At 36.8% G+C, this 26,551-nt stretch carries 21 protein-coding genes and 1 other annotated feature; of the genes, 6 read left to right on the top strand and 15 right to left on the bottom strand.

What is annotated here, in order from left to right; all coding sequences use genetic code 11:
• Positions 1-123 precede the first annotated feature (123 nt).
• Positions 124-1,140, bottom strand: a complete 1,017-nt coding sequence (locus A5866_RS03165) for a branched-chain amino acid aminotransferase (protein ID WP_086444405.1) — start codon at positions 1,138-1,140, stop codon at positions 124-126.
• A gap of 140 nt (positions 1,141-1,280) precedes the next feature.
• On the opposite strand from A5866_RS03165, the gene A5866_RS03170 reads away from it, so the two are divergent.
• Positions 1,281-2,213 carry a mechanosensitive ion channel family protein gene (locus tag A5866_RS03170; protein WP_086444404.1) on the top strand — a complete coding sequence of 311 codons (933 nt, stop codon included), beginning with the start codon at positions 1,281-1,283 and terminating at the stop codon, positions 2,211-2,213.
• A 38-nt stretch (positions 2,214-2,251) separates the two neighbouring features.
• Here A5866_RS03170 and A5866_RS03175 read toward each other — a convergent pair whose 3' ends face one another.
• On the bottom strand, positions 2,252-3,379 hold the full coding sequence (locus tag A5866_RS03175; RefSeq protein ID WP_086444403.1) for an N-acetyldiaminopimelate deacetylase: 1,128 nt from the start codon (positions 3,377-3,379) through the stop codon (positions 2,252-2,254).
• 266 nt (positions 3,380-3,645) lie between these two features.
• On the opposite strand from A5866_RS03175, the gene A5866_RS03180 reads away from it, so the two are divergent.
• Positions 3,646-3,810 carry a hypothetical protein gene (locus tag A5866_RS03180; protein ID WP_176332559.1) on the top strand — a complete coding sequence of 55 codons (165 nt, stop codon included), beginning with the start codon at positions 3,646-3,648 and terminating at the stop codon, positions 3,808-3,810.
• A gap of 59 nt (positions 3,811-3,869) precedes the next feature.
• Here the strand turns inward: A5866_RS03180 and A5866_RS03185 are convergent, their stop codons facing one another.
• The 8 genes from A5866_RS03185 to racE all read right to left on the bottom strand — a co-directional run bounded on the left by A5866_RS03185 (position 3,870) and on the right by racE (position 11,356).
• Positions 3,870-5,075 (bottom strand): ABC transporter permease, encoded by a 1,206-nt coding sequence (locus A5866_RS03185; protein ID WP_086279367.1) that lies wholly within the window; start codon positions 5,073-5,075, stop codon positions 3,870-3,872.
• A complete protein-coding gene (locus tag A5866_RS03190) occupies positions 5,072-5,752 on the bottom strand; it encodes an ABC transporter ATP-binding protein (RefSeq protein ID WP_086279366.1) in 681 nt (226 codons plus the stop codon). Before A5866_RS03190 ends, A5866_RS03185 begins: the two co-directional genes overlap by 4 nt.
• On the bottom strand, positions 5,745-6,896 hold the full coding sequence (locus tag A5866_RS03195; protein ID WP_086444402.1) for an efflux RND transporter periplasmic adaptor subunit: 1,152 nt from the start codon (positions 6,894-6,896) through the stop codon (positions 5,745-5,747). The genes A5866_RS03190 and A5866_RS03195 overlap by 8 nt, the downstream gene beginning before the upstream one ends.
• Positions 6,897-7,077: 181 nt before the next feature.
• On the bottom strand, positions 7,078-7,779 hold the full coding sequence (gene dapD / locus A5866_RS03200) for a 2,3,4,5-tetrahydropyridine-2,6-dicarboxylate N-acetyltransferase (RefSeq protein ID WP_086279364.1): 702 nt from the start codon (positions 7,777-7,779) through the stop codon (positions 7,078-7,080).
• A gap of 62 nt (positions 7,780-7,841) precedes the next feature.
• Positions 7,842-8,339, bottom strand: coding sequence for a cyclic-di-AMP-binding protein CbpB (gene cbpB / locus A5866_RS03205; protein ID WP_086279363.1), 498 nt, complete (start codon positions 8,337-8,339; stop codon positions 7,842-7,844).
• A gap of 312 nt (positions 8,340-8,651) precedes the next feature.
• On the bottom strand, positions 8,652-9,167 hold the full coding sequence (locus A5866_RS03210) for a metallophosphoesterase (protein ID WP_086279362.1): 516 nt from the start codon (positions 9,165-9,167) through the stop codon (positions 8,652-8,654).
• A gap of 10 nt (positions 9,168-9,177) precedes the next feature.
• Complete coding sequence (rph, locus tag A5866_RS03215; RefSeq protein WP_086279361.1) at positions 9,178-10,527, bottom strand: ribonuclease PH; 1,350 nt, start codon at positions 10,525-10,527, stop codon at positions 9,178-9,180.
• Between the two features lie 13 nt (positions 10,528-10,540).
• Entirely contained in the window at positions 10,541-11,356 is an 816-nt protein-coding gene (gene racE, locus A5866_RS03220) for a glutamate racemase (RefSeq protein ID WP_086279718.1), read from the bottom strand.
• A gap of 463 nt (positions 11,357-11,819) precedes the next feature.
• Here racE and A5866_RS03225 point away from each other — a divergent pair, with 463 nt between their 5' ends.
• Genes A5866_RS03225 through A5866_RS03240 form a run of 4 tightly spaced genes read left to right on the top strand, consistent with a single transcriptional unit; the run spans position 11,820 to position 14,817 of the window.
• Positions 11,820-12,548 (top strand): amino acid ABC transporter ATP-binding protein, encoded by a 729-nt coding sequence (locus A5866_RS03225; RefSeq protein ID WP_086279360.1) that lies wholly within the window; start codon positions 11,820-11,822, stop codon positions 12,546-12,548.
• 32 nt (positions 12,549-12,580) lie between these two features.
• A complete protein-coding gene (locus A5866_RS03230; protein ID WP_086279359.1) occupies positions 12,581-13,402 on the top strand; it encodes a transporter substrate-binding domain-containing protein in 822 nt (273 codons plus the stop codon).
• Positions 13,403-13,449: 47 nt separating this feature from the next.
• On the top strand, positions 13,450-14,148 hold the full coding sequence (locus A5866_RS03235; RefSeq protein ID WP_086279358.1) for an amino acid ABC transporter permease: 699 nt from the start codon (positions 13,450-13,452) through the stop codon (positions 14,146-14,148).
• 30 nt (positions 14,149-14,178) lie between these two features.
• Positions 14,179-14,817: an amino acid ABC transporter permease gene (locus tag A5866_RS03240; protein ID WP_176271470.1), complete on the top strand. Its 639-nt coding sequence runs from the start codon at positions 14,179-14,181 to the stop codon at positions 14,815-14,817.
• Between the two features lie 52 nt (positions 14,818-14,869).
• On the opposite strand, the gene pheT is transcribed toward A5866_RS03240, so the two are convergent.
• The 5 genes from pheT to A5866_RS03265 all read right to left on the bottom strand — a co-directional run bounded on the left by pheT (position 14,870) and on the right by A5866_RS03265 (position 26,465).
• On the bottom strand, positions 14,870-17,293 hold the full coding sequence (pheT, locus tag A5866_RS03245) for a phenylalanine--tRNA ligase subunit beta (protein WP_086444401.1): 2,424 nt from the start codon (positions 17,291-17,293) through the stop codon (positions 14,870-14,872).
• 6 nt (positions 17,294-17,299) lie between these two features.
• Complete coding sequence (gene pheS / locus A5866_RS03250) at positions 17,300-18,346, bottom strand: phenylalanine--tRNA ligase subunit alpha (protein ID WP_086279355.1); 1,047 nt, start codon at positions 18,344-18,346, stop codon at positions 17,300-17,302.
• Positions 18,347-18,436: 90 nt separating this feature from the next.
• Positions 18,437-18,645, bottom strand: a binding site (T-box leader).
• Between the two features lie 41 nt (positions 18,646-18,686).
• Positions 18,687-19,031 carry a winged helix-turn-helix transcriptional regulator gene (locus A5866_RS03255; protein ID WP_086444400.1) on the bottom strand — a complete coding sequence of 115 codons (345 nt, stop codon included), beginning with the start codon at positions 19,029-19,031 and terminating at the stop codon, positions 18,687-18,689.
• Between the two features lie 65 nt (positions 19,032-19,096).
• A complete protein-coding gene (addA, locus tag A5866_RS03260; RefSeq protein WP_086444399.1) occupies positions 19,097-22,894 on the bottom strand; it encodes a helicase-exonuclease AddAB subunit AddA in 3,798 nt (1,265 codons plus the stop codon).
• Positions 22,887-26,465 carry a PD-(D/E)XK nuclease family protein gene (locus A5866_RS03265; RefSeq protein WP_086444398.1) on the bottom strand — a complete coding sequence of 1,193 codons (3,579 nt, stop codon included), beginning with the start codon at positions 26,463-26,465 and terminating at the stop codon, positions 22,887-22,889. Before A5866_RS03265 ends, addA begins: the two co-directional genes overlap by 8 nt.
• Positions 26,466-26,551: the final 86 nt, after the last annotated feature.

Here is a 26,551-nt window from a genome sequence, read left to right on the forward strand (position 1 = left end):
TGATTAAAATAATCCCCTAGTTTTTATTATACTAAACCTAAATTCAAAATACGAGTGCTTTTCCAAATTGTCTTGACTCAATAAAAAAAACGTCAAAGTTCGCTTTGACGTTTTTTTTATTTGTTATACGTTTATATTTCTAATCCAGCCTGCTGGAGCAGCTACATCTCCGAACTGAATACCAGTTAATTCATCATAAAGTTTTTGTGTTACTGGACCGACTTCTGTTTCACTGTAAAATACATGAAAGTCATCATAGGTTTGAATCCCTCCGATTGGCGAGATGACTGCAGCCGTTCCACAAGCACCAGCTTCTTTAAATTGATCTAAAGAATCAATATAAACATCTTCCTCTGCTGCTTCCATTCCAAGATTATGCTCCGCTAAATAAAGTAGCGAATACTTCGTAATACTTGGTAGTATTGAAGGTGATAACGGTGTAATGAAACGATCATCTTTAGTGATTCCAAAGAAATTAGCAGAACCGACTTCTTCGATTTTAGTATGTGTTTTGGGATCTAAGTAAATACAATCTGAGAAGTGTTTTTCCTTGGCTTCTTCGCCAGGCATAAAACTAGCTGCGTAATTTCCACCAACTTTAATTGCTCCAGTTCCTTGAGGTGCAGCACGATCATAATCGGAAAAGATAAAGTTCGTTGGTGTTAAACCTCCTTTAAAATAAGCACCTACAGGCATACAGAAAACTGTAAATAGATACTCAGGCGCAGGTTTTACACCGATTCCTTCTCCAACACCTATCAAAAGCGGGCGAATATATAACGTAGCTCCACTACCATATGGCGGAACAAATGCCTCGTTCGCTTTTACCACTTCTTCAATTGCATGGATAAATTTAGCTTCTGGAACTTCAGCCATCAATAATCGCTTAGCACTACGATTCATTCGTTTAGAATTTTCCTCCACTCTAAATAAATTGATCGATCCATCTTTACAGCGATAAGCTTTTAGCCCTTCAAAACATTGCTGTCCGTAATGTAAGGCTGCTGAACCTTCATGAATATACAATGAATTATCTTCTGTTAGCGTTCCTTCATCCCATTGGCCATTTTTCCATGTTGAAATGTAGCGAAATGGTGTTTTTATATAATCAAAGCCTAAGTTATCCCAATCAATTGTCATACGATCACTCCTTATTTTCAGAATATTGTAACACATTTCCAATGAATTTGTTAAGCTTTTTACAGAAATAATGACATCTTTTTTCAAATTCAAGTATAATGATAGAGTAATTATCGCTAAAAAAGAAAGTTGGGATTTCCTTGTTTATTCTTGGCCAATCAGGATCCAGTACAACGGTTGACAGTACCATGGATTCTGCTCTTGATATCAAAGCTGTCACTGAAAACAAAGTCAATGCACTGCAACGCTTTTGGAATGGAATCAATTGGGATCAAATTATTGCAACATTGATTGAAAAAGTGATTTACCTACTATTTCTTATTTTACTTTTTGCCCTGCTTAACCGGATAGGTAAAACACTTATAGATAAAACATATGGCAACTACAGTAAAAAACAATCGTTCAGTGAAAGTCGTTTGAAAACACTACATACACTGATCAATAACGCTTTTCAATACACGCTCTTTTTCTTTTTCATATACTCACTACTTACGGTGATTGGCGTTCCTGTAGGTTCACTCCTTGCAGGAGCTGGGATTGCTGGTGTGGCAATTGGTTTGGGAGCACAAGGCTTTATGAATGATATTATCACTGGTTTTTTTATCATTTTAGAACAACAAATGGATGTTGGCGACTATGTACGTTTAACTGCTCTTGGCATTGAGGGAACAGTTACTGCTGTTGGCCTTAGAACAACACAGATGAAAGCATTAGATGGAACTGTTCATTTTATTCCTAATCGAAACATCACCACAATCAGTAACCTTTCTAGATCAAACATGCAAGTTCTGATTGATGTGCGCATCATGCCAGATGAAGGCTATGATCAAATCACAGCGCTTATTGATCAAGTCAATCAAGAATTGAAAGAAAAATATGCTGAGATCATTCAAAATGGTCCAACGATTTTTGGTATGGTTGATTTAGGAAATGGAAATTTTGCCGTTCGTACAACCATGTACGTTTTAAACGGAAAACAAGCACCGATTAGAGAAGAGTTTTTAGCGCAGTATGTAAAAAAACTATCTGAAGCAAACTTCACCATTCCAAATACACCGATTACATTAAAGTGAAAAGATGATCCTGACTTTTTACAGTCAGGATCATCTTTCTATTTATCTAAAAATTTCAAAAAATGACTGATATGTTCTACTGCAAATGGAATTGCTGCTTCTTTTGGTTCAAACTTAGCAGAATGTAGACCATAAGGACTATCAACTCCGAGCCAAAACATTGTGCCAGGAACCTTAGATAATAAATACCCGAAATCTTCACCCGTCATAGCCACTTCTGCCTCTTCAAATACAACATCAGGCTCTTGTTTCATAAAGAAGATAAATTTTTCTGTTGTTTGCGGATCATTAATTACAGGAACATAACCTTTTTGATCTAATGATACAACGACTTCGCAGTTAAATGACTTTGCAATTCCTTCACCAATTTCTCTGATTCTGATTTGAGTCAATTGGTTCATTTCTTCTGTTAATGTCCGAATTGTGCCGGATATTGTGGCTTCTCCTGCAATCACATTGGTCGCTGAACCAGCATGAAAGGTACCAAAAGTGACTACCGCTCCCTCAACTGGATTAACATTTCGGCTAACGATTGTTTGAGCTTGTTGAACCAGACTCATTCCAGCTACGATCATATCATTTGAAGCATGAGGAAACGCTGCATGGCCGCCTTTCCCCGTTAAAGTGATTTGAACTTCGCAAGTTGCTGCAAATAGTGTGCCGATCTTCGTTGTAATTTGCCCAACTGGTAACTCTGGGTTTACATGTAACCCATAAAATTCATCCGGTAACCAAGTACCAAAAGCTCCCGCCTCATACATCAACATACCACCAGCTTCATTTTCTTCTGCTGGCTGAAATAAAAATAAGTAATTATTTTCAGGTTGTTCAACTGACATTTGTTCCAACAAGCCTAAACCAATTGTCATATGAAAATCATGTCCGCAAGCATGCATATATCCCTCGTGTTCAGATTGGAAATCAGATAGGACCTCTTCAGCAATTGGCAAGCCATCAATATCAGCTCGCCAACCAATCGTTTTTTGGGGATTTTTGCCATGAACAAAAACCATGATTCCAGTTCGCCATGTTTTATACTCTATAAACTCTTTATCAATCAACAAGATAATTTCTAATAAGCGTTTTTGTGTTTTTTCTTCTTCTAGTCCAATTTCTGGTATTTTGTGAAGTTGTCTGCGAATCTCGATCAATTGTTCTTGAATCACTGTTCATCTGCCTCTTTTCTATTTCTCTATATCTTATTGTTAAATAAAATAATTCTTCTGTCAATCCTTGACTAAGAGAAATTTTCTGACTTTTAGCAAATTCAACCTGATTCAGCTTTTATAAGTGCCCTAAATAGCGTTGAGCAAATTCAATGATTTTCTCTAAATCAATTCCTTTTAGCTTATTCTCAGGGCTTACGGGAACCCATGAAGGCTTATAACTACCGAACCATACGATTTCAATTGACCGAAGGCGTGTGAATATTGTGCCGACGTATGACGATAAAGAAAAAATAAAAAATGCCTATCAACCATTAGATACTGCGATGTGGCGTTTAGCACAAGCGTATTCTGAATCAGAACTAGAACTGATCAATCATTTCTTAGCAAAAGCCGTTTCCGTACTCGATGATCAATTACAGAGGAACTAACAACATATGACATTGATAAAAAAGCCAACTAAAATTTCATTTAGTTGGCTTTTTTTAGACTATTTCATAATATCAATCAAGTCTTTCTTAGATGCGGCTGATGCCGGCATGTAGCTAAAGACGACACCGATTAGAACTGAAATTCCTACAGCTAGTCCAATTGTAAACAAATCTGGACGTACTGCGAATGGTAGAAAGATCGACGAAACAACGCCTAAGATCATTCCCAGTAAATAACCGATCATCCCGCCAAGCAGTGTCAATGTTAGCCCTTCAGCTAAAAATTGTTTTCTGATATCTTTTTCTGTTGCCCCCAAAGCTCGGCGAATACCAATTTCTTTCGTACGTTCTGAAACAGAAATGTACATCATATTCATAACACCCACCCCTGCAATAAACAACGAAATACCAGCGACAGCAGAAATAAAGAGTGTTAGATTATCTAAAATGCTACCCATTTGATCAATATCTGATTTGGGATTATATACTTCGTACTCACCAGTATTTCTCATGCTCCCATTGAAGTTGAGCTGTTTTAAAACCTCTGATGTTACTTTGGCTTTATCTTCACCTGCCTCAGTTTCCAAATCCAAGATTGATTGACTGTCTGGTTTATTAAAGTAGTGATCATAGGTTTTAATCGGAAAGTATGCTAACGGAGCTTGATTTTCCATGGACAAAGTGCCACTTTCACTCGCTTTGATGCCTACGACTGTGAATAATTCATTCATGACTTCAAAGCCTTTACCAATCGCTTTTTCTGGCTCACCATACAGTTTCTGAGCCAACACTTCATCAACGACCACAACTTTATTCAACGTTTCATTATCTTTAGGTTCTATTTGACGACCACTTAACAATGGAGCTGATGTTTGCTCAACCCGTTCTACTTTTTTTGTTAGCTTTTTACCACGAACATAGAGCTCTATTTGACGTTCAGTCAATATAATTTTAGGCTTGTAAAAAGCTACTTTTTTGATTCCTTTGATGTTTTTAATTAAATCTAAATCACTTTTTTTAAAAACTTCGCCCTCTTTAAAAGCATTGGCAACATCATAATAGTTAAACGTAATATTACTAACATTTTCATTTGTATTGGTCATGGACATTTTGTCGATCATATCTCGTTTAAAACCATTACCGATAGATACGATCGTGATCACTGAAGCAATCCCGATAATAATACCGAACATTGTTAAAAAGCTACGTTTTTTATTTTTTAAAATTGATTTTAAGGCTGTCTTCCAAATGACGTAGTTTTTCATTTGATCAGCTCCTCTTCAACAATTACCCCATCTTTGACCCGAATCAAACGATCACAGTAAGAGATCATCTCAGGATTATGTGTTACCAAAATGATGGTTACACCTTCTTGCTTATTCAAATCCTGAAATAACTGCATGATATCTTCCGAGGTTTTTGAATCTAGGGCCCCTGTAGGCTCATCTGCGATAATAAAGCTTGGAGAGTTCACAATAGACCTTGCTATGGCTACCCGCTGCTGCTGACCACCTGAAAGTTGTTTTGGGTATTTATTCCCTTTATCAGCTAAACCAACCTTCGCTAATACTTCTTGGACTCTCTTTTTTGTATCTGTATAAGCTGAACCATTATACAGTAGCGGTAACTCGACATTCTCAAAAACTGTGTTATTTTCGATCAAACTAAAGTTTTGAAACACAAATCCTACTGATTGATTACGAATTGCAGAAAGTTCTTTATCAGAGAAATCTGTGATCTCTTTGCCTTCGAATAAATACGTCCCTTCAAATTTTTTATCAATAAAACCGATCAGATTGATCAATGTCGATTTGCCTGAACCAGACGGCCCCATAACTGCAACAAACTCTTTTTCTTTAATCTCAAAGTTGATATTTTTTAAAACATGTAACTTTTCTTCTTCTAAAGCATAATATTTGTTGATTTGTTCAAGCTTAATCATTTTCAACCACCTGCACTTCTGTATTATCTTTTAACACGTCATCTGGGTTTCCAATGATTTTAGTGCCTTTTGTTACACCTGATTCCACGTTTTTAACGCCATTCATATCCACCACTTTGACATCAGTCTTCACTGCACGACCGTTTTTATAGATGAATACAAAAGTTTTATCTTCTTTCGTAACAATTGATTTTTCAGGTAAAACGAGTTGCGGTTGCGGCAACGATACCTGGACAGATGAACCATACGCCCATGGGAAGTCTCCCTCCACAATAAATTCGTAGGTAGGGATTTCTGATTCAGTTCCATTTTTTGATTTAGGCAATTGATTGATCGAACTGATTTTTCCTTGAGCTGTTTGGTTTGAACCAACAGATGTTACACTGACTTCTTGTCCAGTTTTTAGTTTTGCTAAATCATATTCTGTCACAATCCCCTTAATTTGTTTGGTCTTACTTAGTACCTGAACCAAAGGCTGGTCTAATGATTTTTTACCTGCTTCATTGACCATCGCAACACCATCAATTGTCGCTTTAACAGTTGACGTAACTTTTCCTTGTTCTGATTCTAACACTGCTGCTTCATCGTTTACTTCCGTATAAGCTAAATCTAGCGCTTGTTGTGCTTGGATTACTTCGTTATTTATACTAGTTACTTCTGTTTTTTGTTGTTCAACCTTGCTTTTAAGCTCTTCCTTTTTTTCTGGATCTACTTCTCTATCAAACTCAGCTTTACTTTGATTTAAACTTGCTTGTGCTTCGTTATAACGAGTTTGCGCACGACTTAGATTCTGTGATGCTTGTTGTGCTGATAAACTACTTTTATTGACTGTTCTTTGTTGTTGGTCAGCTCTAGTTTGAGCTTCCCCATTTAAATAATTAAGTAAAACATCACCATTTTTCACTTCTTGTTCATGTTTTACTGGAATGTCTGTAATTGTTCCTAATGCTTGATCATAGAAAATATCCTCTGTTTGTGCTGCTTTCACTTCACCCTTTAAAAGTAACGGATCTAACTGATTTAACGTAAAAACATTGTAGCTAGACTCAGTTTTTTTAGGGGAGGAAAAAAATAGAAAATAGCTTCCTACACAGATTCCAACTAAAATACCACCAATAACTAATTTAAATTTTTTGCTTTTCATAATACTTGTTCCCCCTACTTAATCTAATATAATCGATTATAGCTAGAAACAAGCTAATAAAAAATTGAATAGTCATGCATTCGGCTTACACATTTGCAAGTTTAATATAACAATCCATTTTTAAACGAAAAAAAAGCGAGCCCAAACTATTACTAGTTATGACTCACTCTTTTAATCGTTATTATAATTTACGTAATTCTTCCATCATATTTGTTTTACTTTTCGTTTTTTCATCAATATCTTTGATCTTTCTAGCAGGAACACCAGCAACAACTGTATATGGTGCTACATCATCCACAACAATTGCACCTGCAGCAACAACTGCGCCTTCCCCTACTCGAATTCCTTCTAAGACAACTGCATTAGCTCCGATCAAGACATTATCTTCGATTACAACTGGCTCTGCACTTGGTGGTTCGATAACACCCGCTAACACAGTTCCTGCACCGATATGACAGTTTTTACCAACTGTTGCACGTCCACCTAAAATGGCGCCCATATCGATCATTGTCCCAGCGCCAATCACAGCTCCGATATTGATTACGGCTCCCATCATGATTACCGCATTATCGCCGATCTCAACTTGATCTCTAATCGTTACCCCTGGCTCAATACGGGCATTGATTTCTTTGATATCCAACATTGGAATCGCAGAGTTTCTTGAATCATTCTCGATGACATAATCAAGAATGTATTCTTTATTATCCTCTAAAAACTTTTTGATGATATTCCATTCACCGAATAAAGTTCCCGTTTTACAATTAGTAAAAGCTTGTATTTCGTCAGGAAAAGAAACTTCCTTCAATTTACCTTTTAAAGTAACTTTAACTGGCGTTTTTTTCTCAGCATTCCCGATGTAGTTAATAATTTCATAAGCGTCCATCAAATAACTCCCTTCAATTAGGTGTTTAGTTTATCAAAAAAATGAACAAAAGGGAAGAAAAATCAAATTACTTTCATTTCTCTAGACTCTCCTTCCGATTTTGGTAAAATGATATTTTTACGTTCTAGCTCGTGAGCCATATGATTGATCGCCTTTAACAATTCTTTGCGTGTAATGATTCCTTTGAAACATTGATTGTCATCAACAACTGGAAGAAAAGCCGCATCCACTAATAAGTGAAGGACATCTTCTAACTCCCATTGTTCACCGATCACTGGTACATTAACTTCCATAACATCTGCTACAGTAAAATCTTTTAATTTATCAAAGTCAATAGATGTAATGTCAAACATTTTATCCACTACATCAGATAAACTGATCAGCCCTACAAAGCGATCACCTTTATCCAATACAGGGATTTTTGAATACTTTACTTGAGATAAAACTAATAACGCATGACTCAACGGATTTAAGCACATCACGTTTGCGACATTTTCCGCAGGAATCAAAAAGGTTTCTTGTTTTTCTAATAATAATTCTTTTACAGCAGTTCCAATCATTTGGAGTGCCTCCATTTCATTTTCTTTGCCACAATTATCATTGTACAGAAAACGGATGCAAATGTCTTGAAATTCAAACTTTTTTCATAACTCTTAAAAAAAATTAACATTTGACCTTAGTTTCTTCATATTTGCTTTTTGGTAAAAGTAAGAACAGTGTTTGGGACAAAAATCGGTTCTCTTTTTGTTAAACACGCTAATCTCGAATAGACGGTGGATCGGAAGCAGGGACTACACTTCGTTTCGATCTCTTTAACCTCTACGCATGAAATATGCTAGAATTTGATATCTTCTGTCCCAAGCTCCATTTAATTATTTCCTATTAAAAACAAAATGAAGTTTTTTAAATGGTTGGTGATCTCGTCCATAATATTGAACGATAAAACGATCTGTCGTGCTCTCAATGATCGCGTATGATTTTAGTTGAATCGCGCCTCTAGGTTGGCTAATACTTCCAGGATTCAAATACAGAACATTGGCCCGAACCTCACAACCAATTTCATGCGTATGACCAAATAACACAATAGTCGCTTTGACTTGTTCTGCTTTTAAAGCAAGAGTAGTCAAGCCAGAACGCACATTAGCCAAATGTCCGTGTGTCATAAAAATTGTATCTTCATCTGTTTTTTCCACGATACTATCAGGAAACTCAGAACTATAATCACAATTTCCTCTCACGACGATAAAATCATTCCATAATACATCGTGAGCTTCCAATTCAGAATCACCACAATGAAACAGCTTATCTACTTTTCCTCGATAGTTTGCAACTAAATCAGCCAGTATGTCTCGATCACCATGATTATCACTTACTACTAAATACTTCATGCACAACCTCCTAGTTTTTCAACCAATTTTCCCATTGATCTTTTAGTTTGGCAACAGCTAACCCTCTATGGCTGATTTCATTTTTGCGTTCATCCGAAAGTTCTGCTGCTGTTTTTTGCTCTTCAGGCACAAAAAATAATGGATCATAGCCGAATCCATGATCACCACGCGGAATCGTACCGATTTCGCCTGCCCAATTGCCTTCTACGACTAAGCTCTCTTTATCTGGTGCTGCAAATACGAGCGTACAATGGAACATCGCTGTCCGTTTTTCTTTAGGTACTCCAGTTAATTCATGTAGTAATTTAGCGTTGTTTGCAGCATTATTCGTTGGTTCACCAGCAAAACGGGCTGAAAATATCCCTGGCATGCCATCTAGCGCATCGACGATTAAACCTGAATCATCTGCTAAAACAGGTTGTTTTAAAATAGCAGCAATTGTTTCTGCTTTTAAACGGGCGTTTTCTTCAAATGTTTTCCCTGTTTCCTCAACATCGGGTAATTCTGGATAATCTAATAGCGTTTTTACTTGATAGCCTTTTTCAGCGAAAAGTTTCGTGAATTCTTTGGCTTTTCCGGGATTTCTTGTTGCAATCACGATCGTTCTATCTTCTATTGGAAAACTCTTTTCACTTGTTTGATACATTAACGCTTCTTTTTGATAGGCGATCAAATGTTCAATCCCGGATTTGCCATAGAATAACAACGAGTTTAGTTCATCGCCTGAAAAAGTCGCTTCTTCCCCTGTACCTTGGAGCTCAACAAAATTACCTGATTCAGTCATCACCAAGTTCATATCTACAGCGGCTGTTGAGTCTTCTGTATAGTCCAAATCAAGAACACATTGGCCATCATTTAAAATCCCAGCGCTAACGGCAGCTAAGTACTCTTTGATTGGGTCTTCTTGTAAGTCGCCATTTTTCAGCATTTTAGCCACTGCGATTTTCATCGCAACAAAAGCACCTGTGATACTTGCAGTCCGAGTGCCACCATCGGCTTGGACAACATCACAATCCACGATAATACTTCTTTCACCCAATTTTTTCAAATCAATCACTGCACGTAATGATCGACCAATCAAACGTTGAATTTCCATTGTTCTTCCTGTTAATTTTCCTTTAGCACTTTCTCGGATATTTCTTGTATTTGTCGCTCTTGGAAGCATACTATACTCTGCAGTCACCCAGCCAGTCCCTTCACCTCTTAAAAATGGTGGAACTTTTTCTTCCACAGTCGCAGAACAAATTACTTTGGTATCACCAAAAGAAATCACGACAGATCCCTCTGGATGTTTGTAAACATTTGTCTCAATGGTGATTTTTCTTAATTCTTTCGCCTGTCTTCCATCATGTCTGATCATCATTCATTTCTCCTCATTTCTTAATAGGTAAGCGAACTTGCTCAACAGTTATAGTTTCTAGATTTAACCAATCATCAGCAATCGCTTTAAACATTTTCGCTGATCCAGTCGTATAAAATTCATTTGGCTCATTAACATAGTTTGGCATATTCGCTATATCAAAATAATCTAATAACATACTGACTTCACTTACCGTTTCAGCCCCCGAATCAATCAATTTTACTTGGCTACCCATAACATTTTGGATCAAAGGACGTAATAACGGATAATGCGTACAGCCTAAAATCAATGTATCTAATTTTTTCAATTGCAGTGGATTTAACGTTTCTGATACAACTTTTTTTGCTACAGAAGAGTGAAACTCATTACTTTCAACAATCGGAACAAACTTTGGACAGGCCAAACTTGAAACAAATGTATTCGGTGCTTTACTCTTTAATGCTGTTTCATAGGCACGGCTTTTGATGGTTCCAGCAGTTCCAATCACACCCACACGATTATTTTTTGTTGCTTTTAAGGCAGCTCTTGTACCAGGTAAAATCACGCCTACAACTGGGATATCCAATTCAGCTTTGATTTCTTCTAAGGCAACTGCAGTCGCTGTATTACATGCGATCACTAACATTTTAATGTTCTTCTCTAAAAGAAAATTGGTCATTTCCCAAGTAAATTGCACGACTTGCTCAGCCGGCCTAGGACCATACGGACAGCGTGCTGTATCACCAAGATAGATCAAACGCTCATTCGGAAGTTGCCTCATTGCTTCTTTTACTACCGTAAGTCCACCGACTCCGGAATCTATAAATCCTATTGCTTCATGATTATTCAAGTCAATCAACCTTTACAGTATTTTTTCAACACTCTTATTTTCTACTTTTTGGTGTCTTTTTTCAAGTTTTATTATCGTTTCTTCTATTATATCATTCTTTCTCTAATAATTTTTTATTTGATTATTAGTGTTGAAATTGTTCTTCTTTTTCAGCATTTCAAAAAAAACTGGTAATCTCATTTTCCATATGTTATAATTTCTAACATTAACAAACAGATAGATTTATGATGAAATCATTAGATATAAAAGAAAACTGTTTTTATAAAAAGAAAATAGAATAGTGCATTATTTTCTCAACAAAACCTATTCTACGTATACTATCCATTAATAAGTATTTCTTATCATTTTCTCAGTTTAACTTTTTGACGTTCTTTTTTTCATTTTTATCCAATCTATTCAATCACTGATAAATCAACAATCATTATAAATGATGTGATAATTTTATACATAAAGGAGAATGGCCATGATTTCGTTGGAACATGTAAATAAGTATTTTGGGGACCATCATGTATTGAAAGATGTTTCTTTAAAGGTCAACGAAGGAGAAAAAATTGTCATCATCGGACCTTCTGGCTCCGGTAAAAGCACTCTGATCCGTTGTATCAATCGTTTAGAAAAAGTTACCGACGGACACATATTAGTCGATGGCATCGATATCACAGAACCTAAAGCTCCCGTTCAAAAGGTTCGTCAAAAAGTAGCAATGGTTTTTCAAAGTTTTAACCTCTATGCACACAAAACAATTATTCAAAATCTTACATTAGCACCCATAAAAGTCAAAGGGGTCAGTAAAGAAGAAGCAACTAAAACAGGAATGGAATACTTAGAAAGAGTCGGTTTAGCAGATAAAGCAAATGCCTATCCTGCCCAGCTTTCTGGTGGGCAACAACAGCGTGTCGCGATTGCCAGAGCCTTAAATATGCATCCGGAAATCATCTTGTTTGATGAACCAACCTCAGCTCTTGACCCAGAAATGATCCAAGAAGTTTTAGATGTAATGGTTGACTTGTCTAAACAAAATATTACGATGATTTGCGTCACTCATGAAATGGGTTTCGCTCGTCAAGTCGCTGATAAAGTGATTTTTATGGATGATGGGCAAATCATCGAAACAGGAACACCAGAACATTTCTTTACTAGCACTGAAAACGAACGTGCTAAAGAGTTCTTAAGTAAAATCATTCATAATTAATACAATAAAATAGACCTAAGGAGGAATTTCAAATGAAAAAAACAAAAAAATTATTCGGTGCATTGTCTCTTGCGTTATTACTCGGCCTGATTGTCGGTTGTGGCAGTGGCGAAGATAAAAATTCGACTGATTCTGGTAACAAAGGAACGACTGATCTTCAAAAAATCAAAGATGCTGGTGTAATTAAAGTCGGTGTTAAAGAAGATGTTCCGAACTTTGGATATATGAATCCTGATACGAATAAAAATGAAGGTATGGAGCCAGATATCGCGCGCTTGATTGCAAAAGAATTAACTGGTAGTGAAGATAATGTTGAGTTTGTTGGTGTAACCGCAAAAACTCGGGGACCTCTATTAGATAATGGCGAACTGGATATGGTGATCGCAACGTTTACCATCACAGATGAACGCAAAGAAACCTATAATTTCACAACGCCATATTATAAAGACGAAGTTGGTTTTTTGGTTAGAAAAGCTGACAAATTTACCGACACTGCTAGTTTAGATGGTAAAACAATTGGTGTCGTTCAATCCGCAACGACCAAAGAAGCAATTGAAAAACAGGCAAAGGATTTGGGTGTAACGTTCAAATATCAAGAACTAGGCTCATATCCTGAACTAAAAACAGCCTTAACATCTAAAAGAATCGATGCTTTTTCAGTAGATAAATCAATTTTAACTGGTTATGTAGATGATAGTACCGAAATCTTGAAAGATGGTTTCTCACCACAAGAATACGGTATCGCTACGAAGAAAGCAAATACGGAATTAAACGATCAGTTAAATAAATCCATTGAAAAATGGGAAAAAGACGGTACTTTGGAAAAAATCTACAAAACGTGGAATCTGGACTAATTTTTCCCGATTCTATACAATTTCGTTAGAATTTGGGAGGAAATCAAATGTTCATTATAGCGAATTCAGGGCCATTTGCGCTTTATCGTTGGGAAGCTTTGCTTAAAGACTGGAGACTTTTTGGCGATGCTTTCCTTTATACCATTTTACTTGCGGTCGGATCATTGATCGTGGCGATGTTATTAGGGATATTTTTTGGGAGCCTCTCTGCGATGCACAACAAATTATTGAATCTAATCAGTCGAATTTATGTTGAATTTTTTCAGAACACCCCATTGTTGATTCAATTTATCGTTGTTTATTATGGTTTTCCATTGATTAGTCCAATGCTAACTTTTTCGACAACAACGATTGCGATCATTTGTGTGGGCCTTTATCATGGCGCCTATATCTCAGAAGTTGTTCGTTCAGGGATCGGTGCTGTGCCTAAAGGGCAATTTGAAGCAGCTTATTCTCAAGGTTTTTCTTATGGAAAAACAATGCGCTTTGTCGTATTGCCTCAAGCTTGGCGAATTATGCTACCGCCACTTACAAATCAAATCGTAAATTTAATCAAAAATACCTCAACAGTTGCGATTATTTCGGGAGCAGATGTGATGTTTACAGCAAATAGTTGGTCTTCGATCAATCTAAACTATATTCCGGCATTTGCGCTAGCAGGATTCCTTTACTTTATCCTGTGCTTCCCGTTAGCTAAATTGGCTCGGAAATTAGAAGAAAACAATAAGAAAGCTTATACCAGATAGGAGGTCGCAAATATGTCTTTTTCAGAACAAATGAGTCAACTTCTCACCGGCAATAACTTGCGCTTTTTATTCGATGGGTTGAAGCTTACTCTTTACATTTCTTTTGTATCAATTATTTTAAGTACGATTTTCGGTACTATTTTAGCTGTTTTAAGAAATCAAAAAAAAGGTCCTTTAAAGTTTCTAGCTAGTTTATATATCGAAATCGTTCGTAATATACCTAATTTACTATGGATCTATGTTATTTTCTTGATTTTTAAAATAAAGTCTACTCCTGCTGGAATTGTTAGCTTTACTGTTTTTACAACCGCTGCTTTAGCTGAAATTATCCGTGGCGGTTTAAATGGTGTTGACAAAGGACAAAAAGAAGCCGCCCGTTCTCAAGGCTTTAGCAATTTTCAAATTCTTATATATATCGTTTTACCTCAAGCCATTCGCAACGTATTGCCCGCAATTGTTTCACAATTTGTGACGGTAATTAAGGATACTAGTTTTTTATATTCCGTTATTGCGCTGCAAGAGCTCTTCGGGAAATCTTATATATTGATGGGCCGCTATGCTCAAACAAGTCAAGTTTTTGCAATTTACGGCCTTGTCGCCTTGATGTATTTTGTCATTAATTTTTCGATTTCTCAGTTTTCCAGATGGTTATCTAGAAATTGGGCTTAATCGACTAAAAAAAGTTCCGCAAAACTATTTAAGTTTTGCGGAACTTTTTCTTTTAGCGAATCTTCACAGCAAATTGCTCCACTAATGCCTTTTCTACTTTTTCCATTGATTGATTGATCTCTTCATCAACCAATGTTGCTTCAGCGTTGACAAACGTCAAGCTATAAGCCATTGATTTTTTCCCTTCAGCGATGTTCTCTCCTTGATAAACATCAAATAAGTGAACGGATTGCAAGAATTTTCCAGCATGTTTGGAAATAGTTCCTACTAATTCTTGGCTTGTTACTGATTCATCGACCAGTAAAGCAATATCCCGTGAAACTGCTGGGAATTTTGAGATTTGTTGATACACTAATGCGTCATTTTCTTCTGCGATGATTGCTTGAAGATTTAATTCAGCGGCGTATGTTTCTGGAATCTCGTATTCTTTTGCTACAGTTGGATGAACTTGCCCGATGAATCCGATGACCGTATCATTCAATTTTATCAAAGCCGTTCTTCCTGGATGTAGATCTTGATTTTCTTTTGTTGCTTCGTAAGAAATTTTATTTAAAATCCCAACAGAGTCAAATAATTCTTCAAGCATCCCTTTCACTGTGTAAAAATCAACAGTTGTTTCCTTGGTTTGCCAATCTTTCACTTTACTGTTTCCTGATAAGACGATCCCTAGATGGTTCTCTTCATAAGGCAATTCTTTTTTAGGATCATTGTCTTGATAAAAAACTCGTCCAACCTCATAAAGTGCAATATTGTTGTTTTTACGGGCAACATTATAGGCTACGTCATCTAATAATCCTGAAATCAAGTTCATTCTTAAGACAGAACGCTCTTCACTCATTGGCCATTGCAGACTTGTTGTTTGGCTTTCTCTCATCATAAATTGACGAGATTTTTCCTCAGTTGTCAAAGCATAGCTAATTGCCTCACTGGCACCGCATCCTTCAAGTAAACTCTTGATCTTACGAACTAATAGTTGTCCACTCGTTAAGCTACCTGCCACCGTTTCACCTTTTGGCAATGTGGAAGGTAAGTTATCATACCCATAAATCCGTGCCACTTCTTCGATCAAATCAGCTTCGATCTTAATATCCCAGCGTCTAGGGGGAACTGTCACAGTATATTTCTCTTGATCAAGTACATAGTCAAAACCTAGTGTGTCAAAAATTTCACTGACCGTTGCTTGATCCATTTTAGTCCCTAGATATTCATTGATTCTTGAAATCGTCACACTTACAATAACCTCTTCAAGTCTTACTTCTGAGCCAATCGCTTTACCTGAAACTACTGTTCCTCCAGCTAATTTAGCAATCATTGCAGCAGCCACATCCCCTGCTTCACCAATCGTTGCATGATTGATACCTTTTTCAAATCGGCTAGAAGACTCACTCCGCAAATTGAACTCTTTTGACGTTCTACGAACGGATAATGAATTAAACAAAGCTGACTCCAAAGCTACAGTTGTTGTTTCATCAGTAATTTCTGAGTCGGCTCCACCCATAACTCCAGCCAAAGCAACAGGAACTTGCCCATTTGTGATGACGATATTTCCTTCTGATACTTTGCGTGTTTCGCCATCTAACGTGACGATTTCTTCACCTGTTTTACCACGTCTTACTAAAATAGTTTTACTTGCTAGTTTATCATAATCAAACGCATGTAACGGTTGTCCGAATAATAAAAGAATATAGTTTGTGATATCAACTACATTATTGATTGGGCGAATCCCCTCATTCATTAAACGTGTTTGCAGCCATAGTGGGCTCTCAGCGATTTTTACATCTTTGATGACTCTGATTTGGTAGGCTGGTGTATCTTCTTTGTCGGTCACTTCCACAGAAATGTAATCTGCAGCTGTTTCACTTGTATCCTCTTTTAAGGGCTCATCATTAAACTTGGGTGTTTGACGGTAAATCGCCCCAACTTCATACGCAACACCACGCATACTCAATGCATCTGCACGATTTGGCGTGATTGATAATTCGATAATATGATCATCCATATCTAAGTATGAAAAAACATCATCGCCATTAACTGCGTCAGCTGGCATGTAATAAATTCCATCCGAATAGGCTTTCGGGATTACGTTATCGGAATAACCTAATTCTTGTAAAGAACAAATCATCCCATTTGACACTTCACCACGCATTTTACCTTTTTTGATTTTTTGATTACCAGTGATTCGAGAACCAGGCAAGGCCACAATTACTTTGATACCGACCTTGACATTCGGTGCACCACAAACGATTTGGGATAATTCTGCTTCACCGATATCCACTTGACAAATCGATAAATGATCTGAATTAGGATGAGGAACACATTCTTTGACCTCACCAACGACGATTTTTTTCAAACCATCTTCTGGAACTTCAACGCCTTCAACTTCGATCCCTGTCAAAGACATTTGATCAGATAATTCTTTTGCTGAGATTTTTGATAGATCTAAATATTCACTTAACCATTTATAAGAAACTAACATCGTCGACTACTCCTTTACCTTGAACTGATTTAAGAAACGTAAATCATTTTGATAGAAATTACGAATATCGTTAACGCCATAACGCAACATTGCAACACGATCTGGCCCTAAACCGAAAGCAAAACCAGTATATTCTTTTGGATCAATACCTGACATCGATAAAACATCTGGATGAACCATGCCGGCACCTAAAATTTCGATCCAGCCAGTTTGTTTACAGACATTACAGCCTGCACCACCACATTTGAAGCAACTAACATCCACTTCAACGGAAGGCTCAGTAAACGGAAAATAACTTGGGCGCAGACGAATCTTACGATCTTCACCAAACATTTTTTTCATCACAACTTCTAATGTGCCTTTTAGGTCACCCATTGTAATATTTTTATCGATAACTAGCCCTTCGATTTGATGGAATTGGTGGCTATGTGTTGCATCATCTGTATCTCTACGGAAAACTTTCCCAGGAGAAATCATGCGGAGTGCACCTTTTGAAAAATCATGTTTTTCCATCGTTCTTGCTTGTACAGGAGAAGTATGGGTGCGAATCAAGATATCATCTGAGATATAAAACGTGTCTTGCATATCACGTGCTGGGTGATCTTTTGGTAAATTCATCCGCTCAAAATTGTAATGATCAGACTCAACTTCATAGCCTTCTACAACTTGATAACCCATTCCTACAAAAATATCTTCGATTTCTTCCATCACTTGGGATAACACATGACGAGTGCCATGTGTCATCTGTTTACCTGGTAATGTTACATCAATTGTTTCCTGTTCTAAAGCTGCATTCAACGCCTCTGTTTCTAAAACTTCCTTGCGAGTTTCAACAGCTTCAGTCAATAAATCTCGGATTTCATTAGCAAAGCTCCCCACTACTGGACGTTCTTCTGCTGATAAATCTTTCATTCCCCTCAAGACTTCTGTAATGGGTCCTTTTTTACCTAGTGTTTCCACTCTGATTTGGTTTAAGGCTTTAAGATCCGCTACATTTTGAATATTCGTCAATGTTTCATCTCTTAAAGCTTCTAATTGAGCTTTTAATGTCATTTTTCTAATCCTTTCTTTTCTATAATAATTGAACTAAGTACATTAATTGTAGGTACTTGATAAAATAAAAAACGATAGCCCGCTCCTATCTAAAGGAACGAGCTATCGTGTTACCATCCTACTTCATGACAAAAAATCATGCACTCAATTCTTATAACGGCTTTCACCGGTCTGAACACTTGGAACAAACAAACTCCGGAAGTGAACTTCATTTTTCGATTACGTAACTTGTTTTCAGTCTAAGACAAGTTTTCCCTTTTCGTATCAGCCAAATTACTCTTTTCCATCAACGCTTTTTGCTATTCAATTGATTACAGTTTACAAGAAATTAGGTCTTAGGTCAACTGCATTCTTCAGCAGTGACCCATTTTTCTGCCCAATGTTGGATTTGTTCCATTGCTTGTTGTAAGTCCTTGCCTTTGATTGAGAGGAAATATTCAAGACGGCTACTCTCGTCACAGCGAACTGCTTTTGAGATGATCCCTTCACCTTCTAATTCTTTCAAGCGCTCGACTAATACGCGATCGCTTAGTTCAGGGATTTTTTGTCTTAACTCACCAAATCGTTGAGGACCGTTTTCCAACAAGACATCAATAATCAAACCATTCCATTTCTTCCCTAAAATCGCAAAAGCTTTTTCAAACTTAGGACATAATGAAAATTCGGTTGTTTTTACTTGCTCCATTTTCCTCACCTCGTGAACTGAGTATAGCACACAACTTACAATTTGTAAGTAGATTTGCTTTTGTTTTACTTCATTTTTTCAATGATCTGTTCTTCATCCATATCGATAATGATACCAGCAGATAATAAGACTAGAAAAACACTATTTACCTCTTTGCTCGTAGCTTGAGCAAGTGCTTTTCGATATAAATTTAACTGACCACGGTACCGCTGAATGACTTTCTTGATCTCTTGGACGTTTTCGATATCTTGGACAAAATCTGTTTTATAGTCGTAAAGAATGCAATTGTTGTCTTGTTCAAGATAACCATCAATCATTCCATGGATCAATAAATCATCTTGTGTTTCTCTGGGATAATCTTTGATCAATTCTTCTGCTCTCAACAACATTGAAAATGGTTGTTCTCGCACAACTTTAGTTGGATTTTCTAACAGTTGTTGGCCCAAGTGTGTCTGATAAAAAGAGAGTACCTGATCAATCTTGATTTGTTTTGCTACATTTTCTTGAATAATTTTCGTTTGGACTAATTCTTCGATCAATTGGGTAATACTATCTTTGGTTGGTTCTTCGTTTAAATCCAGCAATTGTAATAAATAATGAGTTGCTGAACCAACCTCCACTGCTGATGGTTTTCGGATCGTTTCAATAAATCTAGGTTTCCCCAACTCGCCTTCACTCATTCGGTGAACGATCATTGGAGTTGGCTGAAGTGTATTTTTTTCATCTACTTCGATTTTAGCGATTTCTTTATTATCCGGGTCTTCAAATACACGTTTGATTTCTGATACTGATTGGTAATTAGTCGTTTTGGTTGAGAGCTGGTAGGGGTAATCATAGTTTAAACGGTATAACCCTTGCTCTACTAATTTAGGATCACTACTTTTAGAATTTTCGGCTTTACTCAAACCTGTATCGATAAATTGAAAGGCAGCAAATTGTTCTTGGATGGCTTGTTCAGTCATGAATGAAACCGAGAATCCCGCTGGATGTTGTGTGATTCCCACAATTTTTTCAGTTGTAAACGCCGATTGGAATTCAGCCATTTTCTGATGACGAACCAAACTCATTCCCACCCAGTTCATCAAACTACTCTTTCCTTGTAACCGATTTTCGCTTGGTAATACTTTAGTTTGAACATCAGCCACTTTCAGCCACTCTTTAAATGTTGCTTCTTGATTGTTATATGACCCCACAAGATAAAGCTTTTGTTCTGCACGAGTCAACGCTACATACAATTTGCGCATCTCTTCTGAGAGTAATTTTTTTAATTTTGCCTGCTTGATTGCTAAAAACGGCAATGTCTCATAAAGCATCCGATCTGTTTGATCCAAATAACGAATCCCAACACCAAGTCGGTCGTCAAAGATATACCGTTCATTCAGATCGCCAAGGTTGAACTCTTTTGTCATATCTAAAATGAAAACAACTGGGAATTCCAATCCTTTACTAGCGTGGATCGTCATAACGCGAACAGCATTTTCTTCGCTCAAAATAACAGGTTCTGCTAAGTCCTTATCTTTTTCCTGCATTTTTTCAATAAACCGAACAAATTGAAATAGGCCACGGAAACTGGTTTGTTCATAACTGGCGGCTCGATCGATCAATGCAAATAAATTCGCCTGTCTTTGTTTCCCCGCTGGCATACCGCCTACGTAATCTAAATAAGCCGTATCTTGATAAATTTGCCAGATTAAAGTTGCTAATTGATTTCTTCGTGCCATTTCGCGCCATTGTTCAAGTTGAGCTGCAAATGCCTGTGTTTTTTCTTTCAATGCCAATTGAGCTGACTCTTTCGCCTCAATTTGATTAAAGGTCAGGAACGCTTCATAATAAGAACTTTTTTTAGCAGCTAACCGAAGCGTTACTAATTCATTTTCTTTTAATCCTACAATTGGCGAACGCAACACCGCGGCCAAGGGGATATCTTGATAGGGATTGTCAATAATTTGCAAAAGAGCCACCATTGTCTGAATTTCGGTTGCTTGAAAATAATTTTGGGCATCGTTTACTTGGATTGGGATACCTGCTAATTTAAATATCTCTAAAATCGTCAAATTATTTTTCTTAGTTGGCGTCAACAATACAATATCCTTATAAGTCAATGGTCGATTTTCTTTTGTTGTTTTGTCATAGATCAAAAATTTTTTATCGATCAATTCTCTGATTTTCAGCGCTGTCATATGCAATTCGCCTTCTGTTTTATCTTCCAAAATCAGCTGAGAATCGTCCAGTCCGAGTACTTCCTCCACACGTTCTGATTTTTTTTCATAGAGCAATAGTTCGGTATCATAATTTTCTGCTTCTGCAAACTGATCAAAACCATGAACGAGTTGGGCTGCTTCATCATAAGCGATTTGTCCGACACGTTCATCCATCAATTGTTCAAAAACTAAATTGGTAAAATCTAATACATTCCTTCTAGAGCGGAAATTCTCGGCTAAAACGATTCGCTTTCCCTCTTTATTTGCTCCATATTGATTGTATTTTTCGATAAATAAGGTTGGGTCAGCTAAACGAAATGAATAGATCGACTGCTTAACATCACCAACCATAAACAGGTTTCCTTCAGAAGCCGTTGGTCTTCTTAACCAATAAAGAATTGTTTCTTGTAATCGATTAATGTCTTGATATTCATCAACTAATACTTCATCAAACTTCTCACGATAATAGTTTGATGCTTCTGTTGGGAGCCACTCACTTACCTCTTTTTTTGCTAATATATTCAGGGTGAAATGTTCCAAATCATTGAAATCAACTAACCCTTTTTTTAGTTTCTGTTGGCTATAAGTATCAATGAAGGCTTTTCCAACTTGTGCCATTTCCTCAACTAGTGGTTGAGAACGTTCTAAAATTCCTTTCATTTCCTCTGGTGATAAAGTGAATAGGTTCTCTAAAATAGCATTGATTGCTTTTTTATTTTGTTCTCGTAAGTTTTTGGCTTGTGCGGCAGTTTCTTTTAATTCTTCTACTCGCACTGTTGGATAACGTCCAAATGTGATTGTTTTTGAAACGTCAAAGCCTGATTCTAGATCATTATCTGCTAGCTGGCTACTGAATGTTTCCACAAATTCTTTTTCATTTCTAGCAAGATTTGCAATTTTTTCTAGCTTTTCTTCTCCTTCAGTTAAACGAATCATCTCTTCGTAACGCTCTACACAACGGAATAGACTTTCCATAACTTGAGGTTTCAAATAGTCTTGGAATAGCACCGAGTCACCTAACTGCCCAGTCACTTGATAGCTGTCAGCTAAATGGGTCAACCATTCCTCTGGATCAGGATTAGCACGGGCAAAATCATACAAGGAAAAGATTAATCGAGTCAGTCCATCATCACTACGATCATTGGAAAAATTACTTGTCAGCTGATAAAAAGCTTCTTGGTTTTCACCATAAAATTGTTCCCTAAGTTCATCCCAAACATCTTCTTTCAAAAGTAACATTTCCGTTTCATCTGTCAATAGTCGGAAAACTGGATCCATTTCGATCAGATAATAAAAACGACGAATCACTGTTAAACAAAATGCGTGTAGCGTACTGATATTGGCAGTTGGAAGCAAGGTCAACTGTTTAATAAAATGGTTTTTTTTCTCTTGCTCACTCTCGTTTGTAATTACTTTTTGTAATGCTGCTTGGATTCTTTCTTTCATTTCCTTTGCGGCCGCTTCTGTATAGGTTACGATCAACAAGCGATCGATATTCACACCACTTTTGAGTTTTTCGATAACTCTGCGTACTAGAACCGTTGTTTTTCCAGAACCAGCAGAAGCAGAAACTAAAATGTTTTCATCACCATCAAAAACGGCTTGCCATTGATTATCAGTAAATTGCTCATTTTCTGGACGTAACGGGATAGTCTTACTCATCAATAGTTCCTCCTTCCGACTCATTTTCAAGTAAACGATCCATTACTTCTTTTTTCGTCAATGTTTCAATTCGATTATAGTTATTCTCCTTTAACATAACATCAAAATTGCAAACACTCCTAAACGGACAGTAACGGCAAGCAATTCGCTCTTTGCCTTGATAAGCTGGGTTTAAATCAATTTCGCCACTGGTAACTTTATTACCTGCTTCGATAAACTTGCTGCGGTTATGAATCAATAAGGCATCTAATTCAGGCTCTATCACAAATTTATCTTCTTGGCGGCGTCCTGGTTTAATAATTTCTTTAGCAGATTCTTCAATTGGAAAAATCAGCGAACTTTGTTTAGCTTGTAGACTTTTATCCAGATTTTCAAGCAAAACGGGATCATTCAATAACAGTCCGTCAAATTGGAATTTCTTTAAAAGCTGCTGTTCTTTCTTATCTTCTGTTTCATAAGGAAGAATCGGGTTATGAACATGTAGGTAGAATGAGCCCGCTGGTTTAGCTGATTGACCGACTAGATTCACAGCATCCATCAACGCGACGTCCAAATAGGTCAACATTTGCATCGCTAAACCATAGTAAGCTTCTGTAATATTAAATTTTTTGTGGCTTGATTTATAATCAACAACACCTAAATATAAAGAATCTGGTGTCACTAATTGATCTAAACGGTCGATTTTCCCTCTAACGCTGATATTACCACCGTTATCAAGTGGCAATTCTAAGCCCTTGATTCCCTTTTGACTGGCAATCTGACCAAACAAAACTTCTGTCTGAACCGTTGACATCCCACTACGCTCACTTTGACGTTTTAAAGCCCAACTAACTTTTTTGATCGTTTGACCTAATTGATAGCGAATATAATTCATCCGACTTGACGTATCAAGAATCGAAAATTTGATCTCACCAAATACGGCATTAAGGATTTGTTCTGTAAATTCGTTCACTTCACGATCAGTCAATTCAGATAGCTGCTTATTCTGCGTAATCAGTAATTTGAAAAACTGATCTAGTGCCTCATGGAAAAAATCTCCTGTTGCAGCAGGTGTCAGCCCAAAAACATCTCTTTCTTTTAGACCTAGACCAAATCGAATAAAATATTGATACTGACAACGATAGAAACTTTCCATTCTGGAAACGGATGTATAAATGTGTTTTGTATATAATTCATCAGCTAGCTGTTCCTCTAGGTTTTCTGGCAGATTTTTATGGCTTAAACTTTCAAAAACACGGTGAGCCAAATTCGCTTGTTCCTGTTTCATTAATTTGCGTTCCAAAGTAAGCCAAAAAGCTAGGATGCCTTCCTGTGTTTCTTTTTTCTGACGCTTTAAGTTCGTTAAATCACTGATCAATGTTCGATAAGTCCCTACATGCTCTAAACTAATTTGTTCGTTATCTAATATTGTCAGTGCATTTTTTAATTGCATTTGTACGCCGAAATCTTTTTGAATATTTTTTAAGTATGCCGAAACTTTAACGTCTTTAGCAGTATCTTTTACACTTGGGTAAGAAAAATACAACCGATCTGTTGCCGAAGCAAACATGATATAAGCCGTAAATGGCTCTTTGGCAATGCTTTTTCTAGTATCATTTAGTAAAAACTGCCCTTCCTCTAGATAGCCATTCACATATTGGCGCTCTTCATCGGAAAGTAATGTCTTATTATCAAATTTTTGTGGTAAAACTTGATCTGTCAAACCAATTGCAAAAACTATTTTGGCTTGTCCGGGTCGTGCTAGATCGAGTGAACGAATTTGAACTTGATCGATCGCTGTGGGAACTTTATTATAGCGTAAACCTTCTAAACCACTAGAAAAAATTTCTTCAAATACTGAGAGATCAAATGCTTCCTCCCCATAAATCGTGACGTATTCATCCAGTAACGTCATTAAAGCTTCCCAGGTCTGCTCATGGTTGCGAGCTGCTTCTAATTGACCGCTCTCAATGGCTTGATTCCGCCACATCATCAATTGCTTTTCGATACCGTTATTGACTAAAAATCGATAGAAATAATCCGCCGCTTCGATCCCTTTATGCGCTTTTTGCATTTGTTTGAAAAAAGCTGGTACTGTTTGTTGGACTCTATTTCGCACAGCATTGGCATCTTTTTCAATCAATTCTGTGTCGTCTTGTTGTTCGGCTTCAAAATCATAGCGGATAAAATGCCAGTCCTTATCTTTTTCCCAATGATATCCCTCATAACCATAAGCCAAGACAACATTCTCAGCTAGGTCGATTTTCCGCCGCCATTCATTGCGCTGTATTTTCCATTCTTCCATAGTCATTTGATCTTCTATAGGAAAAAATAGTTCTGTTCTTAAAAAGCGTAAGACATCTCGATAACGGTAATGGTAACTATTGATTGCAAATAATGATTGAATAAATTCAACTAACGGATGCTGTTCCATCGCCATATCTCGATCCAAATAGACAGGGATTTCATGCATGGAAAATAACGGTTCGATCATGGTTTCATAGCTGTCCAATTCTCGTGTTAGCACTTGAATATCTTTATACCGATAATTTTCTTCAGCAACTAATCTTCTGATTTCCTTTGCAATATGATTGATTTCTTCTTTAGGATTTTCTGCACACCAAAACTGAAGATGATCATCATTGATCCTTTCTTTTGCTTTCTTCGGATGACTTTCTTGGGCATTAACCCAATATTTTTCCAGTGTTTGAAGGCTGTCATTTTTAATCAACCTTTTCTTTTGTTCAACATAGTCAGGTAATATTGCTACATTAGAATTTCTAGCTAACTGATAAAGTTTATAATAAGTCGTACCCGTTTCGTAAAATAAATTCATCAACTGCGGCACGTCATTTGGGTATTTTTTATCTAAAACCAAAGATATTTTGACTTGACCACCACGACGCATCAATGTATCGAGCAATTTTAGCTCTCTAGCAGAAAAATTATGGTATCCATTGACTACAAATAGAACGTGACTTAAGTCTTTTGTTTCTAAATAGTCCGTCAAATAATTGATGATTTCTGCTGATTTTATGCCGTACTGACTCATAGTTTCTTCAAATTTTGAAAAAACTAATTTAATATCTTGGATTTTTAATTGTAGATCTTGCTCTTTACTATCTGAATTTGCTCCTGATAAATGAGCAAATAAGTCGTCTAAATCAACATTGCCTTCTTTTATTTCCTGATACAGATCAAATAATTGCTGAATAAACCCTGATTTATTGACTTCTCCACGAAAAACCTTTAATGCTTCCTCGTTTTCCGATAAGATTTTTCTAAAAACCATTGCAGCTCCAGCTTCAGTAAGTACTTCTGAACTGTAAAATTGAGTATGCTGTAAAAAATACCAAGCCAATCGATAAAAGCTAAACACTTGAAAACGCATTGTTGCGATAGAATCACTTTGATTATTTTGGATGATTTTAATGCGTTTAAGGGCATTGATTTCTTGTTCAAACTTCATATGGTTGGGCACTAAATAGAAAACTTCATGTGCATCATCTTCAGCTAACCACTGAACAGATGTTTGCAAAAGCGCCTCTTCCAAGTCCATCTCAGCTGTTCCTCGAATAAATTGCAAACTCATTTCATCACATCCTTTATTTCAGTCTTACCTTCTTAGTTTATCATAAAATCACCTTGAACACGCCTTTCATTGTCCAACAAAAAAAG

The sequence above is a fragment of the Enterococcus sp. 12C11_DIV0727 genome (genome assembly GCF_002148425.2).
GTDB classification, from domain to species: Bacteria; Bacillota; Bacilli; order Lactobacillales; family Enterococcaceae; genus Enterococcus_L; species Enterococcus_L lemimoniae.

Excerpts from the sequence above, each read along its gene's own strand:
- pheS (WP_086279355.1), bottom strand. The coding sequence starts at position 18,346 with ATGACATTAAAAGCTCAATTAGAAGCTTTAAGAGATGAAACATTGACG.
- rph (WP_086279361.1), bottom strand. The coding sequence starts at position 10,527 with ATGATCAGACATGATGGAAGACAGGCGAAAGAATTAAGAAAAATCACC.
- A5866_RS03165 (WP_086444405.1), bottom strand. The coding sequence starts at position 1,140 with ATGACAATTGATTGGGATAACTTAGGCTTTGATTATATAAAAACACCA.
- A5866_RS03230 (WP_086279359.1), top strand. The coding sequence starts at position 12,581 with ATGAAAAAAACAAAAAAATTATTCGGTGCATTGTCTCTTGCGTTATTA.
- A5866_RS03190 (WP_086279366.1), bottom strand. The coding sequence starts at position 5,752 with ATGATTAAGCTTGAACAAATCAACAAATATTATGCTTTAGAAGAAGAA.
- A5866_RS03240 (WP_176271470.1), top strand. The coding sequence starts at position 14,179 with ATGAGTCAACTTCTCACCGGCAATAACTTGCGCTTTTTATTCGATGGG.
- A5866_RS03235 (WP_086279358.1), top strand. The coding sequence starts at position 13,450 with ATGTTCATTATAGCGAATTCAGGGCCATTTGCGCTTTATCGTTGGGAA.
- addA (WP_086444399.1), bottom strand. The coding sequence starts at position 22,894 with ATGAGTAAGACTATCCCGTTACGTCCAGAAAATGAGCAATTTACTGAT.
- A5866_RS03185 (WP_086279367.1), bottom strand. The coding sequence starts at position 5,075 with ATGAAAAACTACGTCATTTGGAAGACAGCCTTAAAATCAATTTTAAAA.
- cbpB (WP_086279363.1), bottom strand. The coding sequence starts at position 8,339 with ATGATTGGAACTGCTGTAAAAGAATTATTATTAGAAAAACAAGAAACC.
- A5866_RS03210 (WP_086279362.1), bottom strand. The coding sequence starts at position 9,167 with ATGAAGTATTTAGTAGTAAGTGATAATCATGGTGATCGAGACATACTG.
- dapD (WP_086279364.1), bottom strand. The coding sequence starts at position 7,779 with ATGGACGCTTATGAAATTATTAACTACATCGGGAATGCTGAGAAAAAA.
- A5866_RS03265 (WP_086444398.1), bottom strand. The coding sequence starts at position 26,465 with ATGAGTTTGCAATTTATTCGAGGAACAGCTGAGATGGACTTGGAAGAG.
- A5866_RS03195 (WP_086444402.1), bottom strand. The coding sequence starts at position 6,896 with ATGAAAAGCAAAAAATTTAAATTAGTTATTGGTGGTATTTTAGTTGGA.
- A5866_RS03225 (WP_086279360.1), top strand. The coding sequence starts at position 11,820 with ATGATTTCGTTGGAACATGTAAATAAGTATTTTGGGGACCATCATGTA.
- pheT (WP_086444401.1), bottom strand. The coding sequence starts at position 17,293 with ATGTTAGTTTCTTATAAATGGTTAAGTGAATATTTAGATCTATCAAAA.
- A5866_RS03255 (WP_086444400.1), bottom strand. The coding sequence starts at position 19,031 with ATGGAGCAAGTAAAAACAACCGAATTTTCATTATGTCCTAAGTTTGAA.